Source organism: Vibrio sp. B181a (assembly GCF_030248375.1).
GTDB lineage: Bacteria > Pseudomonadota > Gammaproteobacteria > Enterobacterales > Vibrionaceae > Vibrio > Vibrio campbellii.
On sequence record NZ_JAHGAD010000008.1, the window covers coordinates 43,978 to 70,026 of the forward strand.

At 46.1% G+C, this 26,049-nt stretch carries 21 protein-coding genes; 6 read left to right on the forward strand and 15 right to left on the reverse strand.

Features of this window, described 5'->3' with window-relative positions:
* Positions 1–100 precede the first annotated feature (100 nt).
* From glnL to add, 4 genes are all read left to right on the forward strand, one after another.
* Positions 101–1,171, forward strand: a complete 1,071-nt coding sequence (glnL, locus tag KIO97_RS03530) for a nitrogen regulation protein NR(II) (RefSeq protein ID WP_038890202.1) — start codon at positions 101–103, stop codon at positions 1,169–1,171.
* Positions 1,172–1,231: 60 nt separating this feature from the next.
* Positions 1,232–2,635, forward strand: a complete 1,404-nt coding sequence (glnG, locus tag KIO97_RS03535) for a nitrogen regulation protein NR(I) (protein ID WP_038890201.1) — start codon at positions 1,232–1,234, stop codon at positions 2,633–2,635.
* Positions 2,636–2,747: 112 nt separating this feature from the next.
* The gene (locus KIO97_RS03540) at positions 2,748–5,294 is read left to right on the forward strand and encodes an EAL domain-containing protein (protein WP_285381004.1); all 2,547 of its coding nucleotides are present in this window, start codon (positions 2,748–2,750) and stop codon (positions 5,292–5,294) included.
* Positions 5,295–5,445: 151 nt separating this feature from the next.
* Positions 5,446–6,450 (forward strand): adenosine deaminase, encoded by a 1,005-nt coding sequence (gene add, locus KIO97_RS03545; protein ID WP_285381006.1) that lies wholly within the window; start codon positions 5,446–5,448, stop codon positions 6,448–6,450.
* A gap of 66 nt (positions 6,451–6,516) precedes the next feature.
* Here the strand turns inward: add and hemN are convergent, their stop codons facing one another.
* The 5 genes from hemN to KIO97_RS03570 all read right to left on the reverse strand — a co-directional run bounded on the left by hemN (position 6,517) and on the right by KIO97_RS03570 (position 11,163).
* Complete coding sequence (gene hemN, locus KIO97_RS03550) at positions 6,517–7,908, reverse strand: oxygen-independent coproporphyrinogen III oxidase (protein ID WP_285381008.1); 1,392 nt, start codon at positions 7,906–7,908, stop codon at positions 6,517–6,519.
* Positions 7,909–8,093: 185 nt separating this feature from the next.
* Positions 8,094–8,582, reverse strand: a complete 489-nt coding sequence (locus tag KIO97_RS03555; protein ID WP_005430018.1) for a DUF2489 domain-containing protein — start codon at positions 8,580–8,582, stop codon at positions 8,094–8,096.
* 7 nt (positions 8,583–8,589) lie between these two features.
* Entirely contained in the window at positions 8,590–9,132 is a 543-nt protein-coding gene (gene yihI, locus KIO97_RS03560; RefSeq protein ID WP_045402659.1) for a Der GTPase-activating protein YihI, read from the reverse strand.
* Entirely contained in the window at positions 9,132–9,770 is a 639-nt protein-coding gene (locus tag KIO97_RS03565) for a class I SAM-dependent methyltransferase (RefSeq protein WP_285381010.1), read from the reverse strand. Before KIO97_RS03565 ends, yihI begins: the two co-directional genes overlap by 1 nt.
* A 775-nt stretch (positions 9,771–10,545) precedes the next feature.
* A complete protein-coding gene (locus tag KIO97_RS03570; protein WP_005430024.1) occupies positions 10,546–11,163 on the reverse strand; it encodes a cytochrome c in 618 nt (205 codons plus the stop codon).
* A 159-nt stretch (positions 11,164–11,322) separates the two neighbouring features.
* Here KIO97_RS03570 and yihA point away from each other — a divergent pair, with 159 nt between their 5' ends.
* Positions 11,323–11,982 (forward strand): ribosome biogenesis GTP-binding protein YihA/YsxC, encoded by a 660-nt coding sequence (gene yihA / locus KIO97_RS03575; protein ID WP_005429993.1) that lies wholly within the window; start codon positions 11,323–11,325, stop codon positions 11,980–11,982.
* A gap of 757 nt (positions 11,983–12,739) precedes the next feature.
* Here yihA and polA read toward each other — a convergent pair.
* From polA to hemB, 3 genes are all read right to left on the reverse strand, one after another.
* Positions 12,740–15,532, reverse strand: coding sequence for a DNA polymerase I (gene polA, locus KIO97_RS03580; protein WP_005429962.1), 2,793 nt, complete (start codon positions 15,530–15,532; stop codon positions 12,740–12,742).
* A gap of 620 nt (positions 15,533–16,152) precedes the next feature.
* A complete protein-coding gene (locus tag KIO97_RS03585) occupies positions 16,153–16,587 on the reverse strand; it encodes a GNAT family N-acetyltransferase (protein WP_285381012.1) in 435 nt (144 codons plus the stop codon).
* Positions 16,588–16,712: 125 nt separating this feature from the next.
* On the reverse strand, positions 16,713–17,774 hold the full coding sequence (gene hemB / locus KIO97_RS03590; protein WP_005429984.1) for a porphobilinogen synthase: 1,062 nt from the start codon (positions 17,772–17,774) through the stop codon (positions 16,713–16,715).
* A gap of 186 nt (positions 17,775–17,960) precedes the next feature.
* Between hemB and KIO97_RS03595 the strand changes: the two genes are divergently transcribed.
* On the forward strand, positions 17,961–18,725 hold the full coding sequence (locus KIO97_RS03595; protein WP_045456023.1) for a TatD family hydrolase: 765 nt from the start codon (positions 17,961–17,963) through the stop codon (positions 18,723–18,725).
* Positions 18,726–19,770: 1,045 nt separating this feature from the next.
* On the opposite strand, the gene tatC is transcribed toward KIO97_RS03595, so the two are convergent.
* The 7 genes from tatC to rmuC form a co-directional block, all read right to left on the reverse strand.
* Positions 19,771–20,520: a twin-arginine translocase subunit TatC gene (gene tatC, locus KIO97_RS03600; protein WP_005429982.1), complete on the reverse strand. Its 750-nt coding sequence runs from the start codon at positions 20,518–20,520 to the stop codon at positions 19,771–19,773.
* Between the two features lie 68 nt (positions 20,521–20,588).
* Positions 20,589–20,987, reverse strand: a complete 399-nt coding sequence (tatB, locus tag KIO97_RS03605) for a Sec-independent protein translocase protein TatB (protein WP_005430029.1) — start codon at positions 20,985–20,987, stop codon at positions 20,589–20,591.
* Positions 20,988–20,990: 3 nt separating this feature from the next.
* On the reverse strand, positions 20,991–21,239 hold the full coding sequence (gene tatA / locus KIO97_RS03610; RefSeq protein WP_005429959.1) for a Sec-independent protein translocase subunit TatA: 249 nt from the start codon (positions 21,237–21,239) through the stop codon (positions 20,991–20,993).
* Between the two features lie 48 nt (positions 21,240–21,287).
* A complete protein-coding gene (gene ubiB, locus KIO97_RS03615; protein WP_038890193.1) occupies positions 21,288–22,922 on the reverse strand; it encodes a ubiquinone biosynthesis regulatory protein kinase UbiB in 1,635 nt (544 codons plus the stop codon).
* Complete coding sequence (locus KIO97_RS03620; RefSeq protein ID WP_005448553.1) at positions 22,919–23,554, reverse strand: SCP2 domain-containing protein; 636 nt, start codon at positions 23,552–23,554, stop codon at positions 22,919–22,921. The genes ubiB and KIO97_RS03620 overlap by 4 nt, the downstream gene beginning before the upstream one ends.
* 11 nt (positions 23,555–23,565) lie before the next feature.
* Complete coding sequence (gene ubiE / locus KIO97_RS03625; protein WP_005429980.1) at positions 23,566–24,345, reverse strand: bifunctional demethylmenaquinone methyltransferase/2-methoxy-6-polyprenyl-1,4-benzoquinol methylase UbiE; 780 nt, start codon at positions 24,343–24,345, stop codon at positions 23,566–23,568.
* 78 nt (positions 24,346–24,423) lie between these two features.
* Entirely contained in the window at positions 24,424–25,956 is a 1,533-nt protein-coding gene (rmuC, locus tag KIO97_RS03630) for a DNA recombination protein RmuC (RefSeq protein WP_285381016.1), read from the reverse strand.
* Positions 25,957–26,049 lie beyond the last annotated feature (93 nt).

Genomic DNA, 26,049 nt, shown 5'->3' on the forward strand with positions numbered 1-26,049 from the left:
TAAGTGAAAAAACCGCACTCTGATGGCGCTTTTCACTTTTTCTTCTTAGGTTTATTCGCCATACTTACGTTCTATTGCACCAATATAGTGCAGCGCACAAATACAACGCAAACAAGGACGTAATGTGGATACCAGTCTCTCCAGTGCCATTCTCAACAACATGGTGACAGCAACGCTGATTCTCGATGATGGATTAGCCGTTCGCTACGCCAACCCTGCGGCTGAGTTATTGTTCTCACAAAGCGCCAAGCGTATTGTCGAGCAGTCGTTGTCTCAGCTGATTCAGCATGCGTCATTGGATCTCGCGCTGCTCACTCAGCCATTGCAGAGCGGACAAAGTATCACTGACAGTGACGTGACCTTTGTGGTTGATGGCCGCCCTTTGATGCTGGAAGTGACTGTCAGCCCGATCACATGGCAGAAGCAGTTAATGCTGCTGGTTGAGATGCGCAAAATTGATCAGCAACGCCGACTCACTCAAGAGCTTAACCAACATGCCCAACAACAGGCGGCGAAGCTTTTAGTGCGTGGTTTGGCGCATGAAATTAAAAACCCACTTGGCGGTTTACGCGGCGCAGCACAGTTACTGGAGAAAATGCTGCCCGATCCTTCTTTGACGGAATACACCCACATCATCATTGAACAAGCCGACCGCTTGAGGGCACTCGTCGATCGCTTGCTAGGGCCTCAAAAACCGGGCAAAAAGACCCAAGAGAACCTACACCAAGTGCTTGAAAAGGTGCGTCAATTGGTGGAGTTAGAATCGCAGCATTCGGTTGTGATTGAGCGTGATTACGACCCGAGCTTGCCAGAGATCTTGATGGACGCTGACCAAATCGAGCAGGCGATGCTCAACATTGTTAGCAATGCAGCGCAAATCCTCTCTCACCAAGAGCACGGCAAAATAACCATACGCACCAGAACGGTGCATCAAGCCAACATTCATGGCCAGCGTTGCAAACTCGCGGCTCGTGTCGAGATCACCGACAACGGTCCGGGCATTCCACCCGAGTTACAAGACACCCTCTTCTACCCGATGGTCAGTGGCCGTGAGGGCGGCACAGGACTTGGGCTGTCAATTTCCCAAAATTTGATCGACCAGCATAGCGGCAAGATTGATGTCGAGAGCTGGCCGGGTCACACCACTTTTACGATTTATTTGCCAATCTGACTTGATTGAAAGGCTATTCAATTCGTCAGTTTTTAGGCTTTTGCTGCAAGGATTTATTACATGAGTAAAGGATATGTTTGGGTCGTCGACGACGACAGTTCAATTCGCTGGGTAATGGAGAAAACCCTCTCCTCTGCCAACATCAAATGCGAAACCTATGCGGATGGGGAAAGCGTGTTAATGGCGCTAGAGCGCGAAGTACCAGACGTTTTGGTTTCAGACATTCGCATGCCGGGTATCGATGGCTTAGAGCTACTCAAACAAGTTCAACGTGACTACCCAGACCTACCCGTGATCATCATGACAGCACATTCCGATTTGGATGCGGCGGTGAACGCTTACCAAAAAGGTGCCTTTGAATATTTGCCTAAGCCGTTTGATATTGATGAAACACTAACGCTGGTAGAGCGTGCGATAGCCCATAGCCAAGAGAATAAGCGTGAGCAACTTCTGCCAGACGACATCCCAACCGATACGCCTGAAATCATTGGTGAAGCACCAGCGATGCAAGAAGTGTTTCGCGCCATCGGTCGCTTATCGCGTTCTTCTATTTCCGTTCTAATCAACGGTGAGTCTGGTACCGGTAAAGAGTTAGTTGCTCATGCCTTACACCGCCACAGCCCGCGCGCCAACAAACCTTTTATTGCCCTCAATATGGCAGCAATCCCGAAAGACTTGATTGAATCGGAACTGTTTGGTCATGAGAAGGGGGCGTTTACTGGAGCGAATAGCGTCCGTCAAGGTCGTTTTGAGCAGGCCAATGGTGGCACCCTGTTTTTGGACGAAATCGGTGACATGCCGCTAGACATCCAAACTCGTTTGCTACGTGTTTTGGCGGACGGTCAGTTCTACCGCGTCGGCGGCCACTCTCCAATTCGTGTCGACGTACGTATTGTTGCAGCCACCCACCAAAACCTTGAAAAATTGGTTCACGAAGGCGATTTCCGTGAGGATTTATTCCACCGCTTGAATGTCATTCGTGTTCAGATCCCTGCACTAAGAGAACGTAAGCAAGACATAGAGAAGCTAACACAACACTTCCTCGTTCGAGCGGCGGATGAACTCGGTGTTGAAACCAAAACCCTGCACCCTTCTTCGGTGGAGATTTTGAACCGCCTTGACTGGCCAGGTAACGTGCGTCAACTGGAAAACATCTGTCGTTGGCTGACCGTTATGGCAAGCGGCAGTGAAGTCTTGCCAAGTGATTTACCCGCAGAGTTGCTGGAAGAGAAGAAAATCGCCACGGAAACCACCAGCGGCAGCTGGCAAGATCAATTAGCAGATTGGGCTCGCCAAGCCTTAGAAGCTGGAGATAAAGAGCTGCTTTCCTACGCATTACCTGAGTTTGAACGCATTTTATTGGAAGCTGCGTTAGAACACACTAAAGGTCACAAGCAAGATGCCGCTAAAGTACTAGGATGGGGACGCAATACCCTAACCCGAAAATTGAAAGAATTGTACTGATCTCGAACGGATACGAGTTTGGATAATGGTTATCAAGCGCACAATTTTTCCCTCGCTTGATAACCTAAGTGTCAGTACAATTATGGTACGACACCCCTTATGTGACTAGGCAATGTCAAACGCGACGACTCAAATTACACTACGTACTGCTGTTCTCATCCCTTTCGTGATGATTTTTCTGCTGGCTATCGGTGTGATTGTCTACGTCCAAAAACAGAGCTATGAGGAAGTTGTCACCGACATCAGTGACAAGCAACTTTCAGTATTGACTGAAAGTGTTCACGACCACCTCAATGACTACCTGCGTAAACCTTTCACCGCAGTCAATGCGCTGGGGCACAACGTTAGCTACCACAACTTATATCATCCTAACGACACCAAAGATATCCAAGCTTATTTGTTGAGTGCATTTAAAGATTTGTACCACTCAATACCGCAGCTGGATGTGATTGCATTTGGATCTGAATCCGGTGACTTTACCGGCTTCCGACGCGAAGCGGGTGACAGCTACACGCTGATGGTTCAAGACCATCGTACTGATGGTAATTTGGTTATTTACGGCAGTGAAGACGTCAGTGATGATATTCGTACTGTGATCGCTCCGTACGACCCTCGCACCCGCCCTTGGTATCAGCCCGTCGCTCAAGACCACAGAGCCCGTTGGTCACCGATTTACGCCAATGCCGATGAGCGCCAAGACATCACCCTTTCGGCCATGACTCCCATTTACGAGCTGAATGAGTTTGCAGGAGTCCTCGTTACCGACATTCGCATCAACACCTTTAACTTGTTCTTACAAGATCTCAAGCGAGACACCAGTGCATCCGTTTACATCATGGATCAGGAACACCGCTTAGTGGCGCATTCAGGGCAAGGCAGTGTGATTTCTTGGGGAACAAAGTTCTCAGAAAAGGGACAGCGTTTGCTGGCTTCGGAAAGTGCAGATCCTATCATCCAAATGAGCGCGTCTCGCCTAATGGGCCAAGACCTCAGCCACAGCGACAAACCTTACACATTCGAGTTCGACTTCAACGGTCAGCGCACCTTTAGTCGTATCACGCCATATCATGACGCCAATGGCTTAACTTGGTTTATTGGCACTTCGGTTTCTGAAACCGATCTACTCGGTAACCTACCCAATAGCCAACAGAAAAGTTGGATGGTCGGGGCCTTGGTGAGCTTATTTGGTATTGGGATTAGCCTACTGATATTCAATCGCGTTACTCGCCCTATCAATGCCACGGCAACAGCGGCGCAGCACTTAGCCAAAGGGGATTGGAATAGCTCCATGCCTCGCCCAGGTTACGTGTACGAAACGACGGTGTTAGTACAAGCATTTAATGAAATGGCCAGCAACCTAAAAGCTTCATTCAAAGCGCTTCGCGAGCAACTCGAATTTGACTCCTTAACGCGCTTATACAGCCGACAAGGTTTAATTGAAGTAAGTGAAACCTTGACTCATTCAGGCCAAAGCAGCTTGTACCTTATCGGGATCAACAAATTTAGAGATATCAATGACAGCATCGGCCATCACAATGGTGATCAACTGCTGGTCCACATCGCTGAGCGCCTAAAACAGCAGCTGCAAGATGAAGCGATTCTAGCTCGAATCGGCGGTGATGAGTTTGCGGTATTTATGCCAAACACACACGACGATGAAGAGATACGCTCGACAGAACGACGCCTACAACAGTTGCTCGCAGCTCCGTTTATGCTCGACGGAGAAACCGTGGTGGTAAAGATCTCTATCGGCGTCGTGCGTACGCAAGCTTCGCAAAGCATGCCGCTCTGGTTACGTAACGCAAGTATTGCTCTGAGCTCTGCCAAGCAAGACTCGCGCACCAGCGTGTGTCACTACAGTCCAGAGATGGCGAGTGCATCTAAGTTCCGGACACAAATGCTGGCGAAGATTCAAACGGGTATTGATAATCATGAATTCGTTCCTTTCTACCAACCAATTATTGACCTTGAGAGCGGCAATATTTGTGGTGCAGAAGCGCTCGCACGCTGGCACAGTGAATCCGGTATGATTTCCCCATTGGACTTCATTCCTATCGCTGAAGAAAATGGCATGATCAAAGCGATTGGCAAACAAATCCTACTTCAAGCTTGCCGTGACACACGTAAAGCCATCGATAGTAAGCAATGGCCTGAAGACTTCCAGCTACACGTCAATGTGTCCGTTCATCAGTTATCGAGCCCTAACTTCGTCGAATCTGTCGCGAAAGTACTGCTTAAAACAGGTCTATCGGCAACCAACGTAACATTAGAGATCACCGAGTCGCGTATCATTGATAGCGCACCAACCACGCTAGATAACTTAATCAAGCTCAGAGAGATGGGGCTGGGTATTGGGATTGACGATTTCGGTACGGGTTACTCGTCACTCGCCTACTTGCATGCTCTGCCATTCACCTGTTTGAAGATAGATCGCACCTTCATTAACCGTCTGACCAAAGAGAATCTCGACAGCTCAGTGGTAGCGGCGATCATCAACATCACGAAAGGTATGAAAGCGAATGTGGTCGCGGAAGGAGTAGAAACCGCAGTACAAGCACAACTGCTCCGTTCACTTGGCTGTGACCAAGTTCAAGGCTTCTACTATAGCCGCCCGATGGCGATGGAAGAATGGCCAACACATTTGGTTAACATGAAGTAGAAAACAGCTGAAATCGTTGATTTCCTAGTCATCGTCTACTGACAATCTACCTAACTGTTATTTATACTTAACTGCAAATCTTCCCCATGTATTGTCATTGATAATGTTTGGGCTGAGTTCCTGTTCACAACAAACAACCCGGATCGACATAATGATAACTAAGAATCTTCCCCTAACTGATTTGCACCGTCACCTTGACGGCAACATTCGCACTAAGACTATTCTTGAGCTTGGCCAGCAATTTGGTATTGCTCTACCAGCTTACGATATCGAGTCGCTAACACCACACGTTCAAATTGTTGAAGCTGAGCCATCTCTTGTTGCTTTCCTTTCTAAGCTTGATTGGGGCGTGGCAGTGTTGGGCGATCTAGACGCATGTCGCCGCGTAGCTTACGAAAACGTAGAAGATGCACTGAACGCACAAATCGACTACGCTGAACTTCGCTTCTCACCTTACTACATGGCAATGAAACACAAATTACCTGTAGCAGGTGTGGTAGAAGCCGTGGTTGATGGCGTACAAGCGGGTATGCGTGATTTCGGCATCAAGGCAAACCTAATCGGTATCATGAGCCGTACTTTCGGCACTGACGCTTGTCAGCAAGAGCTGGATGCGATTCTTAGTCAGAAAGACCACATGGTTGCCGTTGACCTAGCTGGTGATGAACTTGGTCAACCGGGTGATCGTTTTGTGTCTCACTTCAAACAAGTTCGCGACGCAGGCCTGAACGTGACCGTACACGCTGGTGAAGCGGCGGGGGCAGAGAGCATGTGGCAAGCAATTCAAGAGCTTGGTGCAACACGTATCGGCCACGGTGTGAAAGCAATCCACGATCCTAAACTGATGGACTACCTTGCAGAAAACCGCATTGGTATTGAATCGTGCCTAACGTCAAACTTCCAAACCAGTACAGTTGAATCACTAGCTAACCACCCTCTTAAGCAATTCCTTGAGCACGGTGTACTTGCATGTCTGAACACGGACGATCCAGCGGTGGAAGGTATTGAACTGCCATACGAATACGAAGTGGCGGCACCAGCAGCAGGCCTGACTCAAGAGCAAATTCGCCAAGCACAAATCAACGGTCTAGACATCGCTTTCCTATCAGATGCAGAGAAAAATGAACTGAAAGAAAAAGTGAAAGATCGCGTATAATTGCCGCGAAAGGTATAAAAATGCCAGCATCTGCTGGCATTTTTTGTATCCGAAATCTGCAAGAGATTAAATCACGCGAGAGAATTGTTGCTGACGCGCTTTCGCTCGTAGGTACTTATCAAAGCACATACAGATGTTACGAATCAGAAGGCGGCCACGCAGTGTTACGCGAATTTCATTGTCATCCACTTCCACCAATTCATCATTGATGAAGGTTTGCAGTAGGCCTAAATCTTCTTTGAAATATTGCTCGAACTTCACGCCGAACTCAGACTCAATCGACTTCTTATCCAGCTTGAAGTTACAGATAAGCTGTTTGATCACTTCACGGCGCAATAAGTCATCCGCATCCAGTGACACACCTTTCCACAGCGCGTGGCGAGATTCATTCACCTGTGCGTAATACTTCTTCAATTCTTTCTGGTTTTGCGCGTACGCATCACCAATCATTGAAATCGCCGAAACACCAAAGCCAACCAAGTCGCATTCACCTTGTGTAGTGTAGCCTTGGAAGTTGCGGTGCAAAATGCCTTCACGCTGAGCCACAGCAAGCTCGTCATCAGGCATAGCAAAGTGATCCATACCGATAAATTGGTAGCCAGCGCCCGTTAGCGTTGCGATGGTATCTTGCAGAATCGTCATCTTCTCTTCCGCTTTTGGCAGATCTTCATCTTTAATCTTACGCTGCGCCGCAAACAGTTGTGGCATGTGCGCGTAGTTAAACACCGATAAACGACCCGGCTGCATTTCTAGCACTTGCTCTAGTGTCTTCGCAAAAGATGCCTTGGTCTGCTTCGGCAAGCCGTAAATCAAATCAAGGTTAGTAGAGCGGAAGCCAAGCTCTTTTGCACGAGCAACCATCGCAAAGATAAATTCCTCATCTTGCTCACGGTTCACAAGCTGCTGAACTTCTTTGTTGAAGTCCTGAACACCAATACTTAGGCGGTTAAAGCCTTCACTGCGTAGGTGATCCAGCATAGTGAGCTCAATCTCACGTGGATCAACTTCAATACTGATTTCCGCATCGGCACTGAAAGTGAACTCTTGGCGCAACAAGTCCATCACACGCGTAATCTGCTTCTCAGATAGGAAAGTTGGTGTACCACCACCAAAATGCAATTGAGTCACTTGGCGTTCACCCAATAGTGACGCGCGTTGGCGGATCTCGTGCTCAAGTACATCCAAATATTCGTCAGCTTTGTGCGAATGGCGAGTAATCACTTTATTACAGCCACAGTAGTAGCAAAGCTTATGACAGAACGGAATGTGAACGTACAGAGACAGCGGACGATCTGGGTACTGAGTGCATGCCATATCATAGTCCGAAATGGTAAACGCTTCATGAAACTCCAGTGCTGTCGGGTACGACGTGTAACGCGGACCGGAATAGTTGTACTTATCCAATACCGCTTGATCCCAGACGATTTGCTGTTTCGATTCAGTATGTTGATTCGACATGGTGGTACTTTCCGTAAAATGCGAGGGAGACGAAAGCCGTCCCCCAATATTCAGAAGCCGTTATTCTGCCATACGACGATGACAACTACGGCAGCCACAGGCGGCTTTTTAAGTATAAAACTAAAGAAGTGCTAGCGTGATCACGATACCCCTAATAGTTATAAGGAAACCATTAGGGGCAGCAATTAGATCATCTGAATATTGATTTGGTTATTCAGTGGCTTAACGTTTTTTTGCAACACTTTGAGCTCTTCGATGATCGCGTCTGTTAAGCGCTGTTCTGCTTTATGACGCGTCAGGTTCTGCTGCATACGTTCTTTCTTGGCAAGCTGCTGACGATCTTCGCCACGCGCCATATCTTTCACGACATGGTAAAGCTCTGAAATCGCAGGATATGTGGCGTCAAAATCAACACGGTCTTCACCTTGAACATAGTCCATGATGTTGTAAACACGAATACTGATTTCCGACAAATCACACTGGCCTTGGATGCCCGCCTGACACAAGGTATGCACGTTCTCAAAAATGTTGGCGTTACGCTTATCGATCGCCAATTTTTGATGCTTCAGCTGCAATTCCTTTTGCTTTTTCAATTGAAGCAGAAGGTAACCTGCATAAGAAGCCAGCGCGATAATGATCACTGCACCCGCAATCGCTAATAAGGTTACGTTCATGAATTACTTATCCTTTGTAGTCGTCGAAGTTGATATCGTCGAAGTCTGCTAGCAGATCATCATCGTTACGAGAACCTTTCGCCGCTGGTGCAGTAAAGTCTTCGTCTTCTTCCGGCTCTAGTAGACCCAGTTGATCCATCAGCTTCTCGATGCGATCTAGCTTCTCGTCTACGTATTTTTGTAGACCAGTGCCTAGATTCTCACCCGCTTCGATGCGATCCAACAACACATTCAATTGCGCATCGTTCTCTAGCATCTCCAGCTCTTGCTCTGCAGATAGACGACGCTCTTGTTTGGTCTGCTTCTTCACCGGTTCAACAATCAGAGGGATTTTCTTCTTGCTGCCTAGGCGAGGATCGCGTTTCTGTGCTGCTGCTTGTCTCTTCTGCTCTTCCGCATCAGAGTTACGGCTACCAGTCTTCAAGCCTTTGCGCTTTTTCGCACGCTTGCGTAGACGACCTTCTACATCTGACTCTGTACGGTTACGAGTGACGACAAACTCAGGTGCGCCAGAGGCACCCGGCTTTCTTGATTTCTTTTTACGGCTCATTACTGGGTCTTCCTCAGTAAAATTACATCATTACCAATAAATTCGAGTTCGAGCTTATCCCGCTCTGCTAGGAACTGGAACGTGTCACGGCTAAAGAACACCACGTGTGTAGGATCGTTCTTATAATGCCATGTCCGAAAGGCTTCTACGTCGATGACCATTTTCGTCATCAGGCCTATCCAGCCACCTGGCTTAACTAAATTCAACCATTGCTTCCACACCAAATCTGGGTGGTAGAGGTGTTCGATCACCTCTGTTGCTGTCATGAAGTCATACTGCTTTTCTAACACACAAGTATCTGGGTGATAGTAAAGATCGTACAACGCCATGTTGTACCCCGCTTCTTCTAACATTAAGGAAAGCGTTGGGCCCGGACCACAACCAAAGTCGATTCCGTTCGATTGTGGTGAAATTCGCTCTGAGATTGGATCAGCAATTCTCGCCAAAAAGCGGCGATATCCCATATCTTCAGGATTGTTCTCATGCAGATCATAGTGAGCTTTTTCAGTTTCCGCATCCAAACGTTGATCTGGATTGACGAATACCAAACTGCACTGCTCACACTGAAGATACTCGCGTTGCTTGTCTTCAAAAAAGTGGTGAGTGCGCTGATTCTGGCATAAAGGACAGGTGTGCATGCTGACTTCCTCAAACAGGGATGCGAAACATACCAGAAAGTGGACTCAGATTGGAGTGTTACTGGATACTTTTTCAGCAGTTTTTATTAAAAAAACTTTGATTAGGAAAAATAGATATAAAAAAAGCGACAGTGATACTGTCGCTTTCTGAATGCCACCATTGGTGGCGAAACTGTGTTGCACTCATTTGGTGCACCAAGAATCCTTTTGTTTTTCGAGCTTTCCATGCCAAAAAGTGTTGTTCTTCATCTTCCTGATGAGTTTTGGCTATCCTTTTACTTCCTGTCTACTGAGCTACTTCCTGAGCTTGATCCGTTTCGCTGTCTTAACCGTTAGACGAGACGACCATCCATATCTGATAGGCTCCTTGCCTATCTAAGTCCCTTTTCCGACTACCAAACGTCCTTCGTTTGCGTCCTTGGAGACCTCATATCCATGGTCTAAATTCCTGTGATTCACTCCCTGTGAACAATGTCTACTTTACGGATTGGATAAAAACCAACAAGTCATTGAAAGCAATTATTGATACGAATTTTTCCAGAAAAATAAATAGCTATTTCTATCAACAACTTAAAATAAGGAGAGAGAAATAGTATCGAACAAGTATGGCAAATATCTCACAAAGCCCCGAGCGAACTATCTCTTTACCTTGAATAACCATGTGTGACTGAGATCACTAACGCACCGGACGTTAGCCAATACACTCACCAACAAAAATGCCCCAGCGAGAACGCTAGGGCATATTTGTATAACTGTGCTCGAACTTTGTAGGGGTTTAGTGCAGACCGCCAACGTATTTCGACAGAACTTCGATGTCTTCGTCTGTCATCTTCTTCGCGATGTCACGCATCATGGCATTCATATCGTTACCACGGTTACCATCACGGAACTTCTCTAGCTGAGCTTTGATGTAGTCAGAGTGCTGACCAGAAATTTTAGGGAAACCTGAAAGCTCAGTGCCGTTACCACGAGGGCCGTGACATGCGATACATGCAGTTAGACCACGTTCTGCATCACCAGCGGTGTACAGTACTTTACCTTTCTCAACAACGTCTTCTGGTGTTGAGCTCTCTGAGATTGGTAGAGAGGCGTAGTATGCAGATAGATCAGCGATGTCTTCATCGCTCAGTGGCATTGCCATACCACTCATTACAGGGTCGTAACGACCTTGCTTACCACCACTAGTCATTCCTAGTTTCAGATCTTTTAACTGCTTCTCAAGATACTTAGCGTGTTGGCCTGCAAGTTTCGGGTACATTGCGATTGCACTGTTACCGTCCGCTCCGTGACAGGCGACACAAGTTTGTGATTTTGCTTTACCAGCTTCAATATTACCTTGGGCCCATACTGAGCAACTGGCTAAAAGACTCAAAATTAGCGCTAATTTCTTCATGACATTCCATTATAATTATCAAGCTTCCAGTACCACGGAATGTGAACATACCGCGTACACTCATGGTACAATAGGCGACCTTATGCCGAGCACGGTTATTTTACACAATTTCACAAAAAAGTAATCAATCGACTACACAAAGTCGAGATGGAGTTAACAGTGAGCGTAAAAATTCATTACCAAAACACGCATTTCATCACCAGCGCACCCGATATTCGTCACTTACCTGAGGACGAAGGTGTCGAAATTGCGTTTGCAGGACGCTCAAACGCTGGTAAATCGAGTGCACTTAACCGTCTTACTAACCAAAAAAGCTTAGCGAAGACATCAAAGACACCCGGTCGTACTCAATTGATCAACCTTTTCAAAGTGGAAGAAGGTTGTCACATTGTCGATTTGCCAGGATACGGCTTCGCTCAAGTACCGGTTGAGATGAAGAACAAATGGCAAAAATCATTAGGTGAATACCTACAGAAACGCGAGTGCCTAAAAGGCTTGGTGGTTCTGATGGATATCCGTCACCCAATGAAAGACCTCGATCAACAAATGATTTTCTGGGCAATCGACAGCCGCATCCCTGTTCAAGTTCTTCTGACTAAAGCAGACAAACTGAAAAGCGGTGCTCGCAAACAAACGCTGCTAAAAATCCGCAAACAAGTGGAAACATTTGGTGGTGACGTATCGGTTGATGTTTTCTCTTCACTGAAAGGTCTAGGTGTCGATCAGCTTCGTGCCAAACTGGACACTTGGTTTGCACCAGCATTTGCACACTTGATTGAAGAAGACGAGCAAGACGTTCCAGAGAACGGCGAAGAATAATTAACAAAATTTGTTAAAATTTTTCGACACAGCCCTGCCTTTTGGTGGGGCTTTTGTTTGTCTGCTATCGAAAAACGTGAATTTCAGGCAATAAAAATCCCCACCTTCCTGGCAGGGATAACGGGAGAGAAAAATTGGTAATTATTGTTATGTGGCGAAGCATTACTGAACTGAGATTCGATTTCAATAGGTTAAAAAGCAATCTTACATCCTACCTCATACCAAACATTTCCTCTCAAACCATCCAATAACTTTAATATTCAGATAGTTAAGTTAAACAAAGTATCAGAAGTACGTAACTTAGTTTCTTTCAAGAAAAAATAATAGTGTGACTGGCGTAAATTTACAGCATGAATAACGCAATAAATTTGAAGGAAAACTTTTGATTTTGCAGTGACTTAGAGAGGTCAAAAGAAAAGGTTTTTGAGGGTTTATTTTAACTTATTGATCAAAAAGAAAAATTTTCTTTCACCCAATAAAAAACGCCCCAGTCAAAAACTGACTGGGGCGGCTGAATCAGCCTAATCCAATAACGTGAAACAAAAGGTCTGAAAGATAGAACATCTTACCTCTGTACCCTACGAGAGATAATGTACAACAATTGGTCAGATATGCAAAGAACTTTTGTAGTTTTTTTTCATGAAAGTTTTATTAAGTAACATTAAATCTCAGATCGGATTTGCTTTTTTAATGGCACAAAAAAGCCAGCGTTTGTGCGCTGGCTCATATTAAATCGGCTAAATTGGCTTAAAAATGACTAGTGTGCTTGATCCCAGTTGTCACCGTGACCCGCTTCTGCCACTAGAGGCACTTTCAGCTCTGCTGCAGATTCCATCAAATTCTGTACTTTACTTTCAATTTCGGACAAAGACGACTCTTCAACTTCAAACACCAGTTCATCGTGTACTTGCATCAGAAGTTTCACTCGACCATTGCCTTCTTCTTGAATCCACTGATCAACTAACAACATCGCTTTCTTGATGATGTCCGCAGCGGTGCCTTGCATCGGTGCGTTGATCGCTGCACGCTCTGCCGCCTTACGACGCATGCCGTTGCGAGATTGAATTTCAGGAAGGTGCAAGCGACGACCAAAGATTGTCTCGACGAAACCTTGCTCTGAAGCCGCACTGCGCGTGTCTTCCATGTACTGCATTACGCCTGGGTAACGCTCGAAATACTTGTCCATGTACGCTTGTGCCTCACCACGAGGAATACCCAGTTGCTTCGCCAAACCAAACGCACTCATGCCGTAGATTAGACCGAAGTTAACCGCTTTCGCACGGCGACGTTGCTCACTTGAAACATCTTCAATAGAAACGCCCATGATTTCTGCTGCCGTTGCTGCGTGGATATCTTTTCCGTCACGGAACGCATCAAGCAGTGCTTGGTCACCTGATAGGTGCGCCATAATACGCAATTCAATCTGAGAGTAGTCGACTGCCAGAATCTTGTAACCCGTAGGGGCAACGAATGCCTGACGAATACGACGACCTTCTTCATTACGAATTGGGATGTTCTGCAAGTTAGGATCAGTGGATGATAGACGACCCGTTGCGGTCACCGCTTGGTGGTAAGAAGTATGCACACGCCCCGTCGATGGGTTGATCATCTTCGGCAACTTATCGGTGTACGTTGATTTTAGCTTCGCCAGACCACGGTATTCCAAAATCAGTTTTGGTAGTGGGTAATCCAAAGCCAGCTCTTGCAACACTTCTTCATTGGTAGAAGGTGTGCCTGATGGTGTCTTCTTGATGACTGGCAGACCCATTTTCTCAAACAGAAGCGCTTGCAGTTGCTTTGGTGAGTTCATGTTGAACTCTTGTTCTGCAATCTCGTACGCCTTTTGCTCAAGCTCATCCAGACGTGCAGCAATTTCTACAGATTGCGCACTAAGCTTCATGTCATCAATCAACACACCAGTACGCTCTATGCGAGACAGCACGGGCACGAGTGGCATTTCGATTTCTTCGTATACGGTTTTTAGCTTGTCATCTTGTTCGATGTTAGCAAACAAACGGTTATGCAGACGAAGTGTCACGTCTGCATCTTCCGCAGCATATGGTGAAGCTTCATCCAGATCGATTTGGTTGAAGGTCAGTTGGTTCTTACCTTTACCTGCAATTTGCTCGAATGAAATGCAGCTGTGCTGCAAGAAGCGCAGTGCCAAGCTGTCCATATCATGTTTGCCACCTACACTGTTGTAGACATAAGACGCCAACATGGTGTCGTGCTTGATGCCTTTCATCTCAATGCCGTAGCGAGCCAACACAGATGCATCGTATTTTAGGTTTTGACCAACTTTCGCCTGAGCCTCATCTTCAAGAATCGGCTTTAGCTGTGCCAGTACCCAATCACGATCCAGCTGCTGCGGCGCATCTAGGTAGTCGTGGGCCACTGGTACATAAGCAGCAATGCCTTCGTCAGTTGCAAATGACAAACCAACCAAGTTTGCCACCATGTAATCTAGGCTGTCAGTTTCGGTATCAAACGCGAATAACTCCGATGCTTTTAGTTTGTCTAACCAAGCATTGAATGAAGCTTCATCTAGGATGGTTTCGTATTGGCTACGGTCTATTTTTACCGCTGAAGTATCCATATCAGCTTTAGATGCAGCAGAACCACCACGCGCTGCGCCAGTTGATTCATCCGCTTCAACCACACCTGTACCGCCTTCTAATAGCTCGTTCAACCAAGACTTGAACGTCAACTGACCGTACAGTTTGATCAGCTCATCGGTGCTTGGTTCTGCTTTTAGCAATGATTCTGGCGTCTCTTCCAGTTCCACATCCAGCTTGATGGTCGCAAGCTCGTAAGACAGCATTGCGTTGTCTTTGTTATCGACTAGCTTCTTCGCCATGGTTTTTGAACCACGGAAGCCAAGCGCTGCAATATCATCGAGGTTTTCATACAGCTTTGTCAGACCGCCAATGCCTTGTAGCAAAGCCGTTGCGGTTTTATCACCCACACCCGGAACGCCAGGAATGTTATCGACTTTATCGCCCATCAACGCTAGGTAGTCGATGATCAATTCTGGTGGGATACCAAACTTCTCAACCACACCTTCACGATCCATCACGACGTTGGTCATGGTGTTGATCAAGGTAACGTTGTCATCCACCAGCTGCGCCATATCTTTATCGCCAGTACTGATCAAAACAGGCATGCCTTGCTGCGATGCTTGATAAGCCAGAGTACCAATCACGTCATCGGCTTCTACACCTGGAATACAGATCAATGGCAGGCCCATCGCACGAATAACGTTATGCAGAGGTTCAATCTGGCAACGAAGATCATCCGGCATTGGTGGACGATTCGCTTTGTATTCCGGGTACATATCGTCACGGAAGGTTTTACCCTTCGCATCGAAAACTACTGCGATACGATCAGAAGCAAACTGACGCATCATGCTGCGTAACATGTTTACTACACCGTAAACTGCGTTAGTTGGAATTTCACCGTTACTCATCGTGCCTGGGTAAGCGTGAAAAGCGCGATATAGATAAGAAGAGCCGTCGATCAGAATCAACGGATTTTCAGGAATACTTGCCATAATTGTCTGTATCCAAATCAGTACTTAATAGATCTGCTTAGAATGCCATGACTGCTAAGCTGAATCTATCTTGTTCGCTCGATCGAGGTCGCGGAAATTTTCCGATATTATTCACGAAATTTGCACTCTCTTGTGGATAACTCTGTTTATAGAAATTATCCACTGGTTATCCAACGGAAATAAAACCAACAAAACACAACAATAAATACTTGTTTTTATTAAAAATAAATACCAACAGGCGAGAAGATCAACGATCCTAAAATGATCATGTCATGTGGAAAAGTTGCCAATAGAGGCGTCAATTAGAAATCTCAGAAAAGAAAAAAGCGACCCAATTGGGTCGCCTAGCAGAAGTGGTGAAGCTATTTCCATTTGTATGGCAGCTTAACCAAGAAGCTATAAATTACACTGGAAGCAATGTGAGCAATGTCGTGTCAAAAAGAATTCGTGCAAGTTCTGGGAAAATTGTTTCATCACCTTCTCAACACTCAGTTAATAAACTGCAGTTAATTAGCAATTCAACGTCCTTGTGAACTTTCCTCATTCCCTAAGACAGGTTTAATAATAATGATTCTCATTTAACAGTCAACAACTAAATGAGAAAAAATCTCATTTATTTTTTATAGCGCTTTAATGAAGTGGACTCGAGACTCACGCAAATTCGACTTTTCTTCAAATTTTTCAATGATGTAGTCATTTCTTAGCAATAGACGAAGCATGGCAGGAAATTGGTTGCGCGATTTTACTTTTAACGTTTTATAACCATGCTCAGCGACCCAGTCTTCTTGTGCTTCCAACAACATCTGCGCCACACCTTCATTGCGCGCTTCTGGTGCAACGCCACCAAACCAGCTGTAGAAGGTGTAATCATCTAATTCGTAGCCAATTTTAAAACCAAGGATCGTCCCAGCTTTCTCAGCCACTAAGATTAGGCTCTTTTTCTCTCCAAGGCGCTCCGCCATAGATTCAACCGTCTCACCACGTGCAAACTCAGTAACACGAGCCACCACTTGGATCGCTTCTTCCAGCGTGCCTTCACGAATCAGCATTGTCATTGTCTTACTCTCCAGAAATAAATATACCCAAGTAACTTCAAGCCGTTTGTATTCCGTCTTGAGGGTACTTGGGTATATTCAGACCGACAACAATTGTCGGTCTGGCTTTTCTCATTGAGCGATAATTACTCGTCTGTCGCTTCTTGCGCTTTCACTAAGTGCTCTGCAGTTTGTGCGTTTTCTTCCGCTAGCCATTCTGCTACATCTTTCGCGAAGTAAGTCAGGATGCCATCAGCACCTGCGCGCTTAAAGCAAAGAAGCGATTCCATCACAGTCTCACGCTCTTTCAACCAACCATTCATGATGGCCGCTTTGTGCATCGCGTATTCACCAGAAACTTGGTAAGCGAAGGTTGGAACTTGAAGCTCAGTCTTCACGCGGCGAACCACATCAAGGTAAGGCATCCCTGGCTTAACCATGACCATATCCGCGCCTTCATTGATGTCGAGAGCCACTTCATGTAGCGCTTCATCCGTGTTCGCAGGATCCATTTGGTAGTTTTTCTTGTTGCCGCCTTTTAGGTTCGCTGATGAACCAACTGCGTCACGGAATGGACCGTAGTAGTTTGATGCGTACTTCGCAGAGTAAGCCATGATCTGAGTATGGATGTGGCCCGCTTCTTCTAGTGCTTCACGGATTTTACCAATACGACCATCCATCATGTCTGATGGTGCAACCACATCTGCACCCGCTTCTGCATGAGACAGCGCTTGTTTTACAAGTACTTCAGTTGTCTCATCATTCATTACATAGCCATCTTCATCGATGATGCCATCTTGGCCATGTGTAGTGAATGGGTCGAGCGCCACATCTGTGATCACGCCGATTTGAGGCACGTGCTCTTTTAATGCACGTACTGCGCGCTGAACCAAACCTTCTGGGTTGTAAGCTTCAGCAGCACATAAGCTTTTAGCGTCTTGGTTTACGACAGGGAAAAGCGCGATTGCTGGTACGCCTAAGTTTGCTAGGTATTGTGCTTCTTCTAGCATTAAATCAATCGACAAACGTTCTACACCCGGCATCGATTCAACACTTTCACGACGATCTTTGCCCATCAGGATGAACATTGGGTAAATCAAATCGTTTACTGAAACTTGGTTTTCAGCCATCAGACGACGACTAAAATCGTGCTTACGCATACGACGCATACGGCGTGCAGGGAATGGACCTTGAATTGATACAGACACCACTTTCTCCTTGTCTGGAAGGTTACGATGATCAAATCATCTGGTGGCAAAATCATATCACTCTTGATGCACCTTGCGAGCAGCAATATAGAAAAACGGCATGAAAAAAACCGAAAATGACCCAGCACTCACACTCAAGTATACTTCTCACTAATTCCATGCACCGATAACCCATAGAGACCAACCATGATCGATACTCACGCTCATATTTACGCTAGCGAATTTGATAACGACCGCGACGAGGTGGTGAAGCGCGCTTTAGAACAAGGCATTGATAAAATTCTGCTGCCGAACATCGATCTTGAATCTATTGAGCCGATGCTAAAAACCGAGGCGGCTTATCCTGAGATTTGTCGTTCTATGATGGGTTTGCATCCATGTTACGTAGATGGCAATGTCGAGCAAACACTAGCAATCATTCGTGGCTGGTTTGAAAAGCACAACTTCATTGCAGTGGGTGAAATCGGTATCGATCTGTACTGGGATAAAACCTTCCGAGCAGAACAAGAGATGGCGTTTGTGACTCAGTTAAACTGGGCAAAAGAGATGAATTTACCTGTCGTTATCCACACACGTGACTCAATTGAAGAAACGCTGACCTTACTTAGTCAAGAACAAGACGGCAGCTTGCGTGGTGTATTCCACTGTTTTGGTGGCAGCGTAGAAGAAGCGCAAGCAATCAATGAGCTAGGCTTCCACTTAGGTCTGGGTGGTGTCTCTACATTTAAAAATGGTGGTATGGATAAGGTTATCCCGCATCTGGACATGAATTGGGTGATCCTAGAAACAGACTGCCCTTACCTTGCACCGGTACCGCATCGTGGTAAACGCAACGAACCGGCTTACACTTCTTTGGTAGCAGCGCGAGTAGCGGAATTACGCGGAGAGAGCGTTGAAGCAATTGATGCTATTACAACCAAAAACGCTGAGGCATTGTTTAACCTAAGCTAGTACCCGCACTTATATAAGTTACAATCAAACAACTTCTTATATTTCATGGCATTATATTTGAAAGTATAAATAATGTGCTATTGAGATGTAACACTTGTCCTTCCTAAAATATTGCCCACACATTCAACACAGTGGGCAACCTATGAATACTTGCCAGCATGGTATTTACCTAAAACGTCAAAAGCGCACGCTACTGCAAAGACTGATAGGCATTAAAGAGATCTACATTTGCACTAAATGCGGACATATCATTAAAGTGAAACCATAATGAGATGGCAGTTCAAATTTGTAACTCAAGTTACTGACAAACAAAACATTTACACAAAATTTTTTATAAACATCGCATACGTTAAGATGAACGTTTAACAAGTTTTCCAATCTCAAAAACAAGACAAAATCTCTGCCTATACTTGTTGACGCATACTCATAAAAATGAATATGGAAGTCATAAAATGTGTGAACACGGAATCTATTTACAACGTCGGCAACGAACTTTTTTTGAAAAAATCTTAGGCATTAAGGAAGTGTATGTCTGCTCTAAATGCGGCCACGTCCTTAAGCTGAGATAATTGGCTCAGTCCAATCCAACCGCAATAAGGCGACTCTTTATGGGTCGCCTTTCCCCTCATCGTTAACTCGACAAGTCACAAGTCGTTACACAGTTGAAATTGCTTCACTTTCCCTCGATTTAATCCTCCCTCCGCAATTTCAACATTCTCTTCCTACACTTAATCAGAATTTTATTCCTCTCAATTTTGCCGTATTAATTTGACCTATAAGCTATTGAATTTCATATCGAGAGAGCATTTAACATAGAGAGCAGCATTACTTAAGGTCATACCAAATAAACAACAAAAGTAGGGACACTTGTGTGTAACCATGGAATTTACTTGCAACGCCGGCAGCGTCATTGGTGGGAGAAACTACTGGGAATTAAAGAAGTGTATGTCTGTTCTCGATGCGGGCACATCAGACGAATCAGGTGATGATTGAAGTTAAACAAAAAAGCGGCTGTACGCCGCTTTTTCAATATTGAAGTTTGGAATTACTCTTCCACTTCTTCTTGTTCGTCGTCTTTACGTGTGTAGAAACGCGCGAAGAACAAACCCACCTCAAACAGCAAACACATAGGAATTGCCAGTAGGGTCTGCGAGATCATGTCTGGCGGCGTCAATAGCATACCGACAATAAACGCACACACGATGATGTATGGACGCTTCTCTTTCAAATCTTGTGGTGTGGTTGCGCCAGTCCAACATAGCAAGATAATAGCTACAGGCACTTCAAACGCGATACCAAACGCCATAAACAGCGCCAGTACAAAGTCGAGGTAACTCGAGATGTCGGTTGCGAACTCTACCCCACCAAGAGAGATGGCGGTAAAGAAGCCAAACACCAGTGGGAATACCACGAAGTAAGCAAACGCCACACCGCAGTAGAACAACAGTGAGCTAGAAAACAGCAATGGCATGATCAATCGACGTTCATGCTTGTATAAACCCGGTGCAACAAATGCCCACACTTGGTACAAGATAAACGGCACCGCAATAAACACCGAAGCAATCAAGGTTAGCTTCAAAGGCGTGAAAAACGGTGAAGCCACATCGGTTGCAATCATCGTGGCACCTTCAGGTAGACGCTCTACCAAAGGAGCTGAGACAAACTCATAGATGTGGTTAGAGAAGTAAATTAGTCCAACAAACACCACCAATACTGCAGCAATGGCTTTAAGCAGTCGGTTGCGAAGTTCTAATAAATGACTAATTAAAGGTTGTGTCTGCTCGACGGTAGACATGGCAAACCTCTTTTTTAAAACCTGATCAAAAAGGAGCTACCAATCACTAGTAGCTCCTCCTAATGAGACTATTCGGCTTTCTTATCTGCCGCTGTAACCTTAATCTCTTCCGCTTTCTCAACGGTTTCAGTCGCAGGTGCCTCTTGTTTAGGCTCCGCTTCTGATTTGGTTGGCTCCGCGTAAGGGCGGTTTACAGATTGCGCCGCTTTCTTCAATTCTTCGACCGAAGATTTTAGCTCAGGAGACAGATCATCCATCCCCATTTGCTCAGCTTTGCGCAAGTTTTCTTGCAGTTCTTGAACTTTCAGCTCGTGTGACAACTCGTCTTTGACGCTGTTTGCCATACTCTTCGCTGCACCGACAAAACGAGAGACACTGCGGATGGCATGTGGCAAACGCTCGGGACCAAGAACAACCAGACCAACAACAGATATTAATACCAGTTCCCAAAAACCGATATCAAACACGTTTTACGCCTGCTCTTTGTCTTTTTTCGATTCAGGAGCTGCTTCTTTCTTTTGCTGCTCTTCTAGACTTTTTGGCTCGAAGTCTGCGTCTTTGTCGTCTTTCTTCGCAGGCTCATCTTCGCTCATTGCTTTTTTGAAGCCCTTAACGGCACCACCCAGATCGCCACCGATACCGCGTAGTTTCTTAGTTCCGAATAGCAATACAACAATTACAGCAATGATTAGAAGTTGCCAAACACTGATACCACCCATTCTTTTTACCTCGGGTCTTTAAACAAAATTATTTCAAGAGTTTAACGTCTATCGACGATAAGCTCGCCAACTAAGCAGCCAAAATGTGACCCCTGCGATACCGCTAGCGATCGATAGCTGCTCATAAGCGTTATCCACCAATATTGCCGAGCATACGACTAAAGTGGCTCCAACGCCAAATAAAAACTTTCCTGTCGCCTGCTGACGCTTGCTGTGACGGTAACCTTGATAAAGCTGATCCATACGTTGATTCATGGCTTTACCTTGTCTCAGGCTATCGTAAAGCAGCTCCGGCAGTTCCGGTAACTTTTCTGCCCAAAACGGCGCGCGGTCTTTAATGGCATTCACTAAAGCTTGCGGACCAACTTGGTTCATCATCCATTCTTCAAGGAAAGGCTTCGCGGTCTCCCACAAATCAAGTTGCGGGTACAACTGGCGGCCCAGACCTTCGACGTACAACAGCGTTTTTTGTAGCAATACAAGCTGCGGCTGCACTTCCATATTGAATCGACGCGCTGTGTTGAATAGGTTCAACAATACGTGACCGAAAGAGATCTCACACAGTGGCTTGGCAAAGATTGGCTCACACACAATGCGAATCGCAAATTCAAATTCATCGACATTGGTATCAGCAGGTACCCAGCCCGAATCAACGTGCAATTCCGCTACGCGGCGGTAGTCACGATTGAAGAAAGCGAGGAAGTTTTCCGCCAGATAGCGTTTGTCTTCACTATTAAGTGTACCAACGATCCCGCAATCCAGCCCAATCCACATTGGGTTCTCTGGATGCTCCGGCTTAACGAACACGTTGCCCGGGTGCATGTCGGCATGGAAAAAGCTGTCTCGGAACACCTGAGTGAAGAACACACTCACGCCGCGTTCCGCGAGCAATTTCATATTGGTGCCATTCGCTTCCAAGCCTTCAATATCAGAGACTTGGATGCCATATATTCGCTCAGAAACCATGACAGTTTCATTACTAAAGTCAGGAAAAACTTCTGGTACGTAAAGCTCTTCGCTGCCTTCGAAGTTGCGACGCAGTTGAATCGCGTTCGCCGCTTCACGACGCAGATCGAGTTCATCAAGTAAGGTTTTTTCGTACTCGCGAACCACTTCGACCGGTTTTAAACGACGTGCTTCAGGCATCGCTCCGGCGACTATACGCGCCATTCGGTGCATCAGTTTTAGATCTGAATCAATGACCGGACGAATATCTGGACGGATGACCTTTAATACCACTTCTTGGTTAGTGTCTTTTAAACGCGCGGTATGCACCTGAGCAATCGACGCAGACGCTAACGGTTTGATATCAAATTCAGTAAACCAGTTTTCTAATGGACCGCCCAGAGCGAGTTCCATTTGTTCTTTCGCTAACTGCCCATCAAATGGCGCTACTTGGTCTTGCAAAAGCGCAAGAGGATCAGCGATATGCGGAGGGAAAAGGTCACGGCGAGTCGACATCATCTGACCGAACTTAATCCAAACCGGACCAAGTTCTTGCAGAGCGAGACGAAGGCGCTCACCCAGCGGTTTCTCTGGGTGCTTGTTCTTAATCCAGAATAGGCTTTTGCGCATCAAAAGCGGCGCTTTGGTCAATTGATGATCAGGCAGCAACTCATCCAAGCCGTATTCCAGCTGAACTTTAATGATTTGGTATAAGCGTTTTATTTCTGCTGGCGTCATGAGTTCTCCAGCGCAGGCTTATCCGAATCGAATTTGTTTAGTAATGCGTTTAGGCGCGCTTCAACGCGAGAGGCTTGGCTGCGTACGTCGTCCACTTGGTCACAGAAGTGGGCAATTTCTAGCGGTGCTGGCGCCAGCTTCCACTCTTCTGTTACTACTTGAGCAAGATGGCGTTGGTGTTTTTCTGCTTGAGAGGCAAAGAAACCGCCGACGTTTTTGGTGCCTTGCACAAAAGTATGTGCCACGACATCCCCCGTCACGCGAGACAGCCACTCTTCGATATCGGGTTTGCAATCCACCATCAATTGAGAGAATTTCTGTGCCAATTGGATGTCACCTTCAAGTTCAAGTTTGTCTTGTTTGATAAGGCGAGTGATGTTGGCTTGATCGCGCAACTCAGGCAGTACGCTTAGATTCAGTGACAGATAACAATCTGGTTGACCTTCGTAGTTGCCCAAAACATCAATTTGCTGGCTGAAGATGAACGTCAGCGTCTTATTGATTTCTTTCAGATGAATTTGAATCACCTGACCTTTAAGACGTGACAAACGACGACCCAATTCAGGATCGTCTTTAATCAGCGTATTTAGCGTCGTTTCAATAACGGCGGTGATAAGAGGTTCAAATGGCATACCGCTTATCCTTAGAATTTGTAGCCGCGGTGCAGCGCCACAATACCACCCGTTAGGTTGTAGTATTTGGTGTTTTCGAAGCCCGCTTCTTTCATCATGCCTTCCAGCGTGTCTTGGTCTGGGTGCATGCGGATAGATTCTGCTAGGTAACGGTAGCTGTCTGCGTCATTTGCCACTAGCTCACCCATTTTCGGCAATAGGTGGAAAGAGTACGCGTCGTACACTTTTGATAGCGGCTCTAGAATTGGTTTTGAGAACTCAAGCACCAACAGACGACCACCTGGCTTCAACACACGGAACATAGAGCGCAGCGCTTTGTCTTTATCAGTTACGTTACGTAGACAGAAGCTGATAGTGATCACGTCGAAGTAATCATCTGGGAATGGCAGTTCTTCTGCGTTCGCTTGAACGTAATGCACGTTACCTACAATGCCGTTGTCGCGCAGTTTGTCACGACCTACATTCAGCATTGAGTTGTTGATGTCCGCTAGGATCACGTGACCTTGGTCGCCAACAATGCGCGAGAATTTCGCCGTCAGGTCACCAGTACCACCACCTAGGTCAAGAACACGTTGACCTGGACGAGCGCCACTGCAATCAATAGTGAATCGCTTCCAAAGGCGGTGAACGCCGCCGGACATCAAGTCATTCATGATGTCGTATTTCGCTGCCACTGAGTGAAAAACTTCGGCAACTTTGGTCACTTTTTCGTCTTTTGCCACTGTGGTAAAACCAAAGTGGGTAGTGTCGTTATCTAACGCTGTATTTGATTGCACACTTGTGTCCGTCATTCTGATTCCTCTTGGGCAGCACTTTCTCACTTCGGGGCGGTTGCTGACAAATATATTCGCCCACTGTACTGCGGGCGATTAGTTTACTTTATCCTCAGCCGGATGTCTTTCTACTAAAGAAGCATTTTCCGAAAATGACTCCGTCTGCGCCAACTGAGCAAGGTCAGGAGAAATAGGACGTTTTACCTCAACACCAAGTTGCTTAAAGCTTTCCGCTTGACGAATCACGTTGCCACGCCCTGTCGCTAGTTTATTCATTGCCCCTTGGTACGTTTGGTTGGCTTTGTCTAATGCGCCGCCCAGCCCTTCCATGTCATCAATGAACAAGCGTAGTTTGTCGTACAGCTTCGCCGCTCGTTCCGCGATTAATTGGGCGTTTTCGTTTTGACGCTCGTTACGCCATAAATTATCTATCGTACGTAGCGCCACCAGCAAAGTGGTAGGGCTGACCAAAATAATGTTTTGTTCCATCGCATCTTTAACCAAGCTTGGGTCAGCTTGAATCGCAACTTGGAATGCCGGCTCTACCGGAATAAACATCAACACATAATCTAAGCTCTGTATGCCTTTTAACTGGTGGTAATCCTTAAGACTCAAGCCTTTGATGTGCGCGCGCAGCGCGGCTAGGTGATCGCTCAGCGCCTGCTCTCGTTGAATGTCGTTCTCTGCGTTGAAGTAGCGCTCGTACGCCACTAACGCCATTTTCGAATCGACCACCACTTGTTTGTTTTGCGGTAAGTGAACAATCACATCCGGTTGATAGCGTTTGCCGGCTTCGTTTTGCAAGCTCACCTGAGTTTGATACTCGTGCCCTTCACGTAAGCCAGATTCAGCCAAGACACGAGCCAGAACCACTTCACCCCAGTTGCCCTGCTGTTTGTTGTCACCTTTCAGCGCTTGAGTCAGATTGATCGCTTCTCTGGTCATGTGCTCGTTCAAGCGTTGCAGGTTCTTCAACTCATGCACCAAGGTGTGACGCTCTTTGGCTTCTTGGCTAAAGCTGTCGTTAACTTGTTTTTTGAACCCTTCCAGTTGCTCTTTAAGTGGAGACAGCAAACCTTCCAAACTCTGGCGGTTTTGCATGTCGACTTTGGCAGTTTTCTCTTCAAACAACTGATTCGCTAAGTGCTCAAATTGCTGCTTCAAACGCGTTTCTGCTTGCTCAAGAATTTGCAGTTTTTCCGCATTGGCTTGGTTGATTTGCTCGTGGCGCGCTTGCTGTTCACGAAGCTGAGTTTCAAGGCGCGATTTGTGTTCACGCATCTGACCTAGCTCATCAAAGTACTGCTGACGCTCTTGCTTCACGGCTTCGAAATAGCGCAGTTTTTCCATCGCCGCCATCAATTTACCATGAGTTTGGCGCACCTCGAATGCCGCTTTATCGCGTTCATCATCGAGCTCATCCAATTCCTGCTGCGCATCGGAGAGGTTTTGCTTCACTTGCTCAAGTTGTTGTTGATGAAGCTGTTTTTCAGAAGAGAGTTGTTGTTCGAGCAACTGAGTTTGCGTGGCAAAGCGTTGTTTGACCCACCAACCCACTGCAACACCGCTGATGGTCGCGGTAAAAAGAGAAGACAGAATGAGAGATTGATGCTCAAGAATCCATTGCATAATAGCGAGTTAGCCTGTGTTTTTTATCTCTAATAATGGTATTTACATACTGGATAAATGTCCAGTTTGTTGGATGAAAAATCCTCGCATACA

Bases quoted from the DNA above. Each gene is read 5' to 3' on its own strand.
- hemN (WP_285381008.1), bottom strand. From the start codon at position 7,908: ATGTCGAATCAACATACTGAATCGAAACAGCAAATCGTCTGGGATCAA.
- glnG (WP_038890201.1), top strand. From the start codon at position 1,232: ATGAGTAAAGGATATGTTTGGGTCGTCGACGACGACAGTTCAATTCGC.
- KIO97_RS03565 (WP_285381010.1), bottom strand. From the start codon at position 9,770: ATGCACACCTGTCCTTTATGCCAGAATCAGCGCACTCACCACTTTTTT.
- yihI (WP_045402659.1), bottom strand. From the start codon at position 9,132: ATGAGCCGTAAAAAGAAATCAAGAAAGCCGGGTGCCTCTGGCGCACCT.
- rmuC (WP_285381016.1), bottom strand. From the start codon at position 25,956: ATGCAATGGATTCTTGAGCATCAATCTCTCATTCTGTCTTCTCTTTTT.
- add (WP_285381006.1), top strand. From the start codon at position 5,446: ATGATAACTAAGAATCTTCCCCTAACTGATTTGCACCGTCACCTTGAC.
- ubiE (WP_005429980.1), bottom strand. From the start codon at position 24,345: ATGACGGACACAAGTGTGCAATCAAATACAGCGTTAGATAACGACACT.
- ubiB (WP_038890193.1), bottom strand. From the start codon at position 22,922: ATGACGCCAGCAGAAATAAAACGCTTATACCAAATCATTAAAGTTCAG.
- tatC (WP_005429982.1), bottom strand. From the start codon at position 20,520: ATGTCTACCGTCGAGCAGACACAACCTTTAATTAGTCATTTATTAGAA.
- KIO97_RS03595 (WP_045456023.1), top strand. From the start codon at position 17,961: ATGATCGATACTCACGCTCATATTTACGCTAGCGAATTTGATAACGAC.
- KIO97_RS03540 (WP_285381004.1), top strand. From the start codon at position 2,748: ATGTCAAACGCGACGACTCAAATTACACTACGTACTGCTGTTCTCATC.
- KIO97_RS03570 (WP_005430024.1), bottom strand. From the start codon at position 11,163: ATGAAGAAATTAGCGCTAATTTTGAGTCTTTTAGCCAGTTGCTCAGTA.
- tatA (WP_005429959.1), bottom strand. From the start codon at position 21,239: ATGGGTGGTATCAGTGTTTGGCAACTTCTAATCATTGCTGTAATTGTT.
- KIO97_RS03555 (WP_005430018.1), bottom strand. From the start codon at position 8,582: ATGAACGTAACCTTATTAGCGATTGCGGGTGCAGTGATCATTATCGCG.
- polA (WP_005429962.1), bottom strand. From the start codon at position 15,532: ATGGCAAGTATTCCTGAAAATCCGTTGATTCTGATCGACGGCTCTTCT.
- KIO97_RS03585 (WP_285381012.1), bottom strand. From the start codon at position 16,587: ATGACAATGCTGATTCGTGAAGGCACGCTGGAAGAAGCGATCCAAGTG.
- KIO97_RS03620 (WP_005448553.1), bottom strand. From the start codon at position 23,554: ATGCCATTTGAACCTCTTATCACCGCCGTTATTGAAACGACGCTAAAT.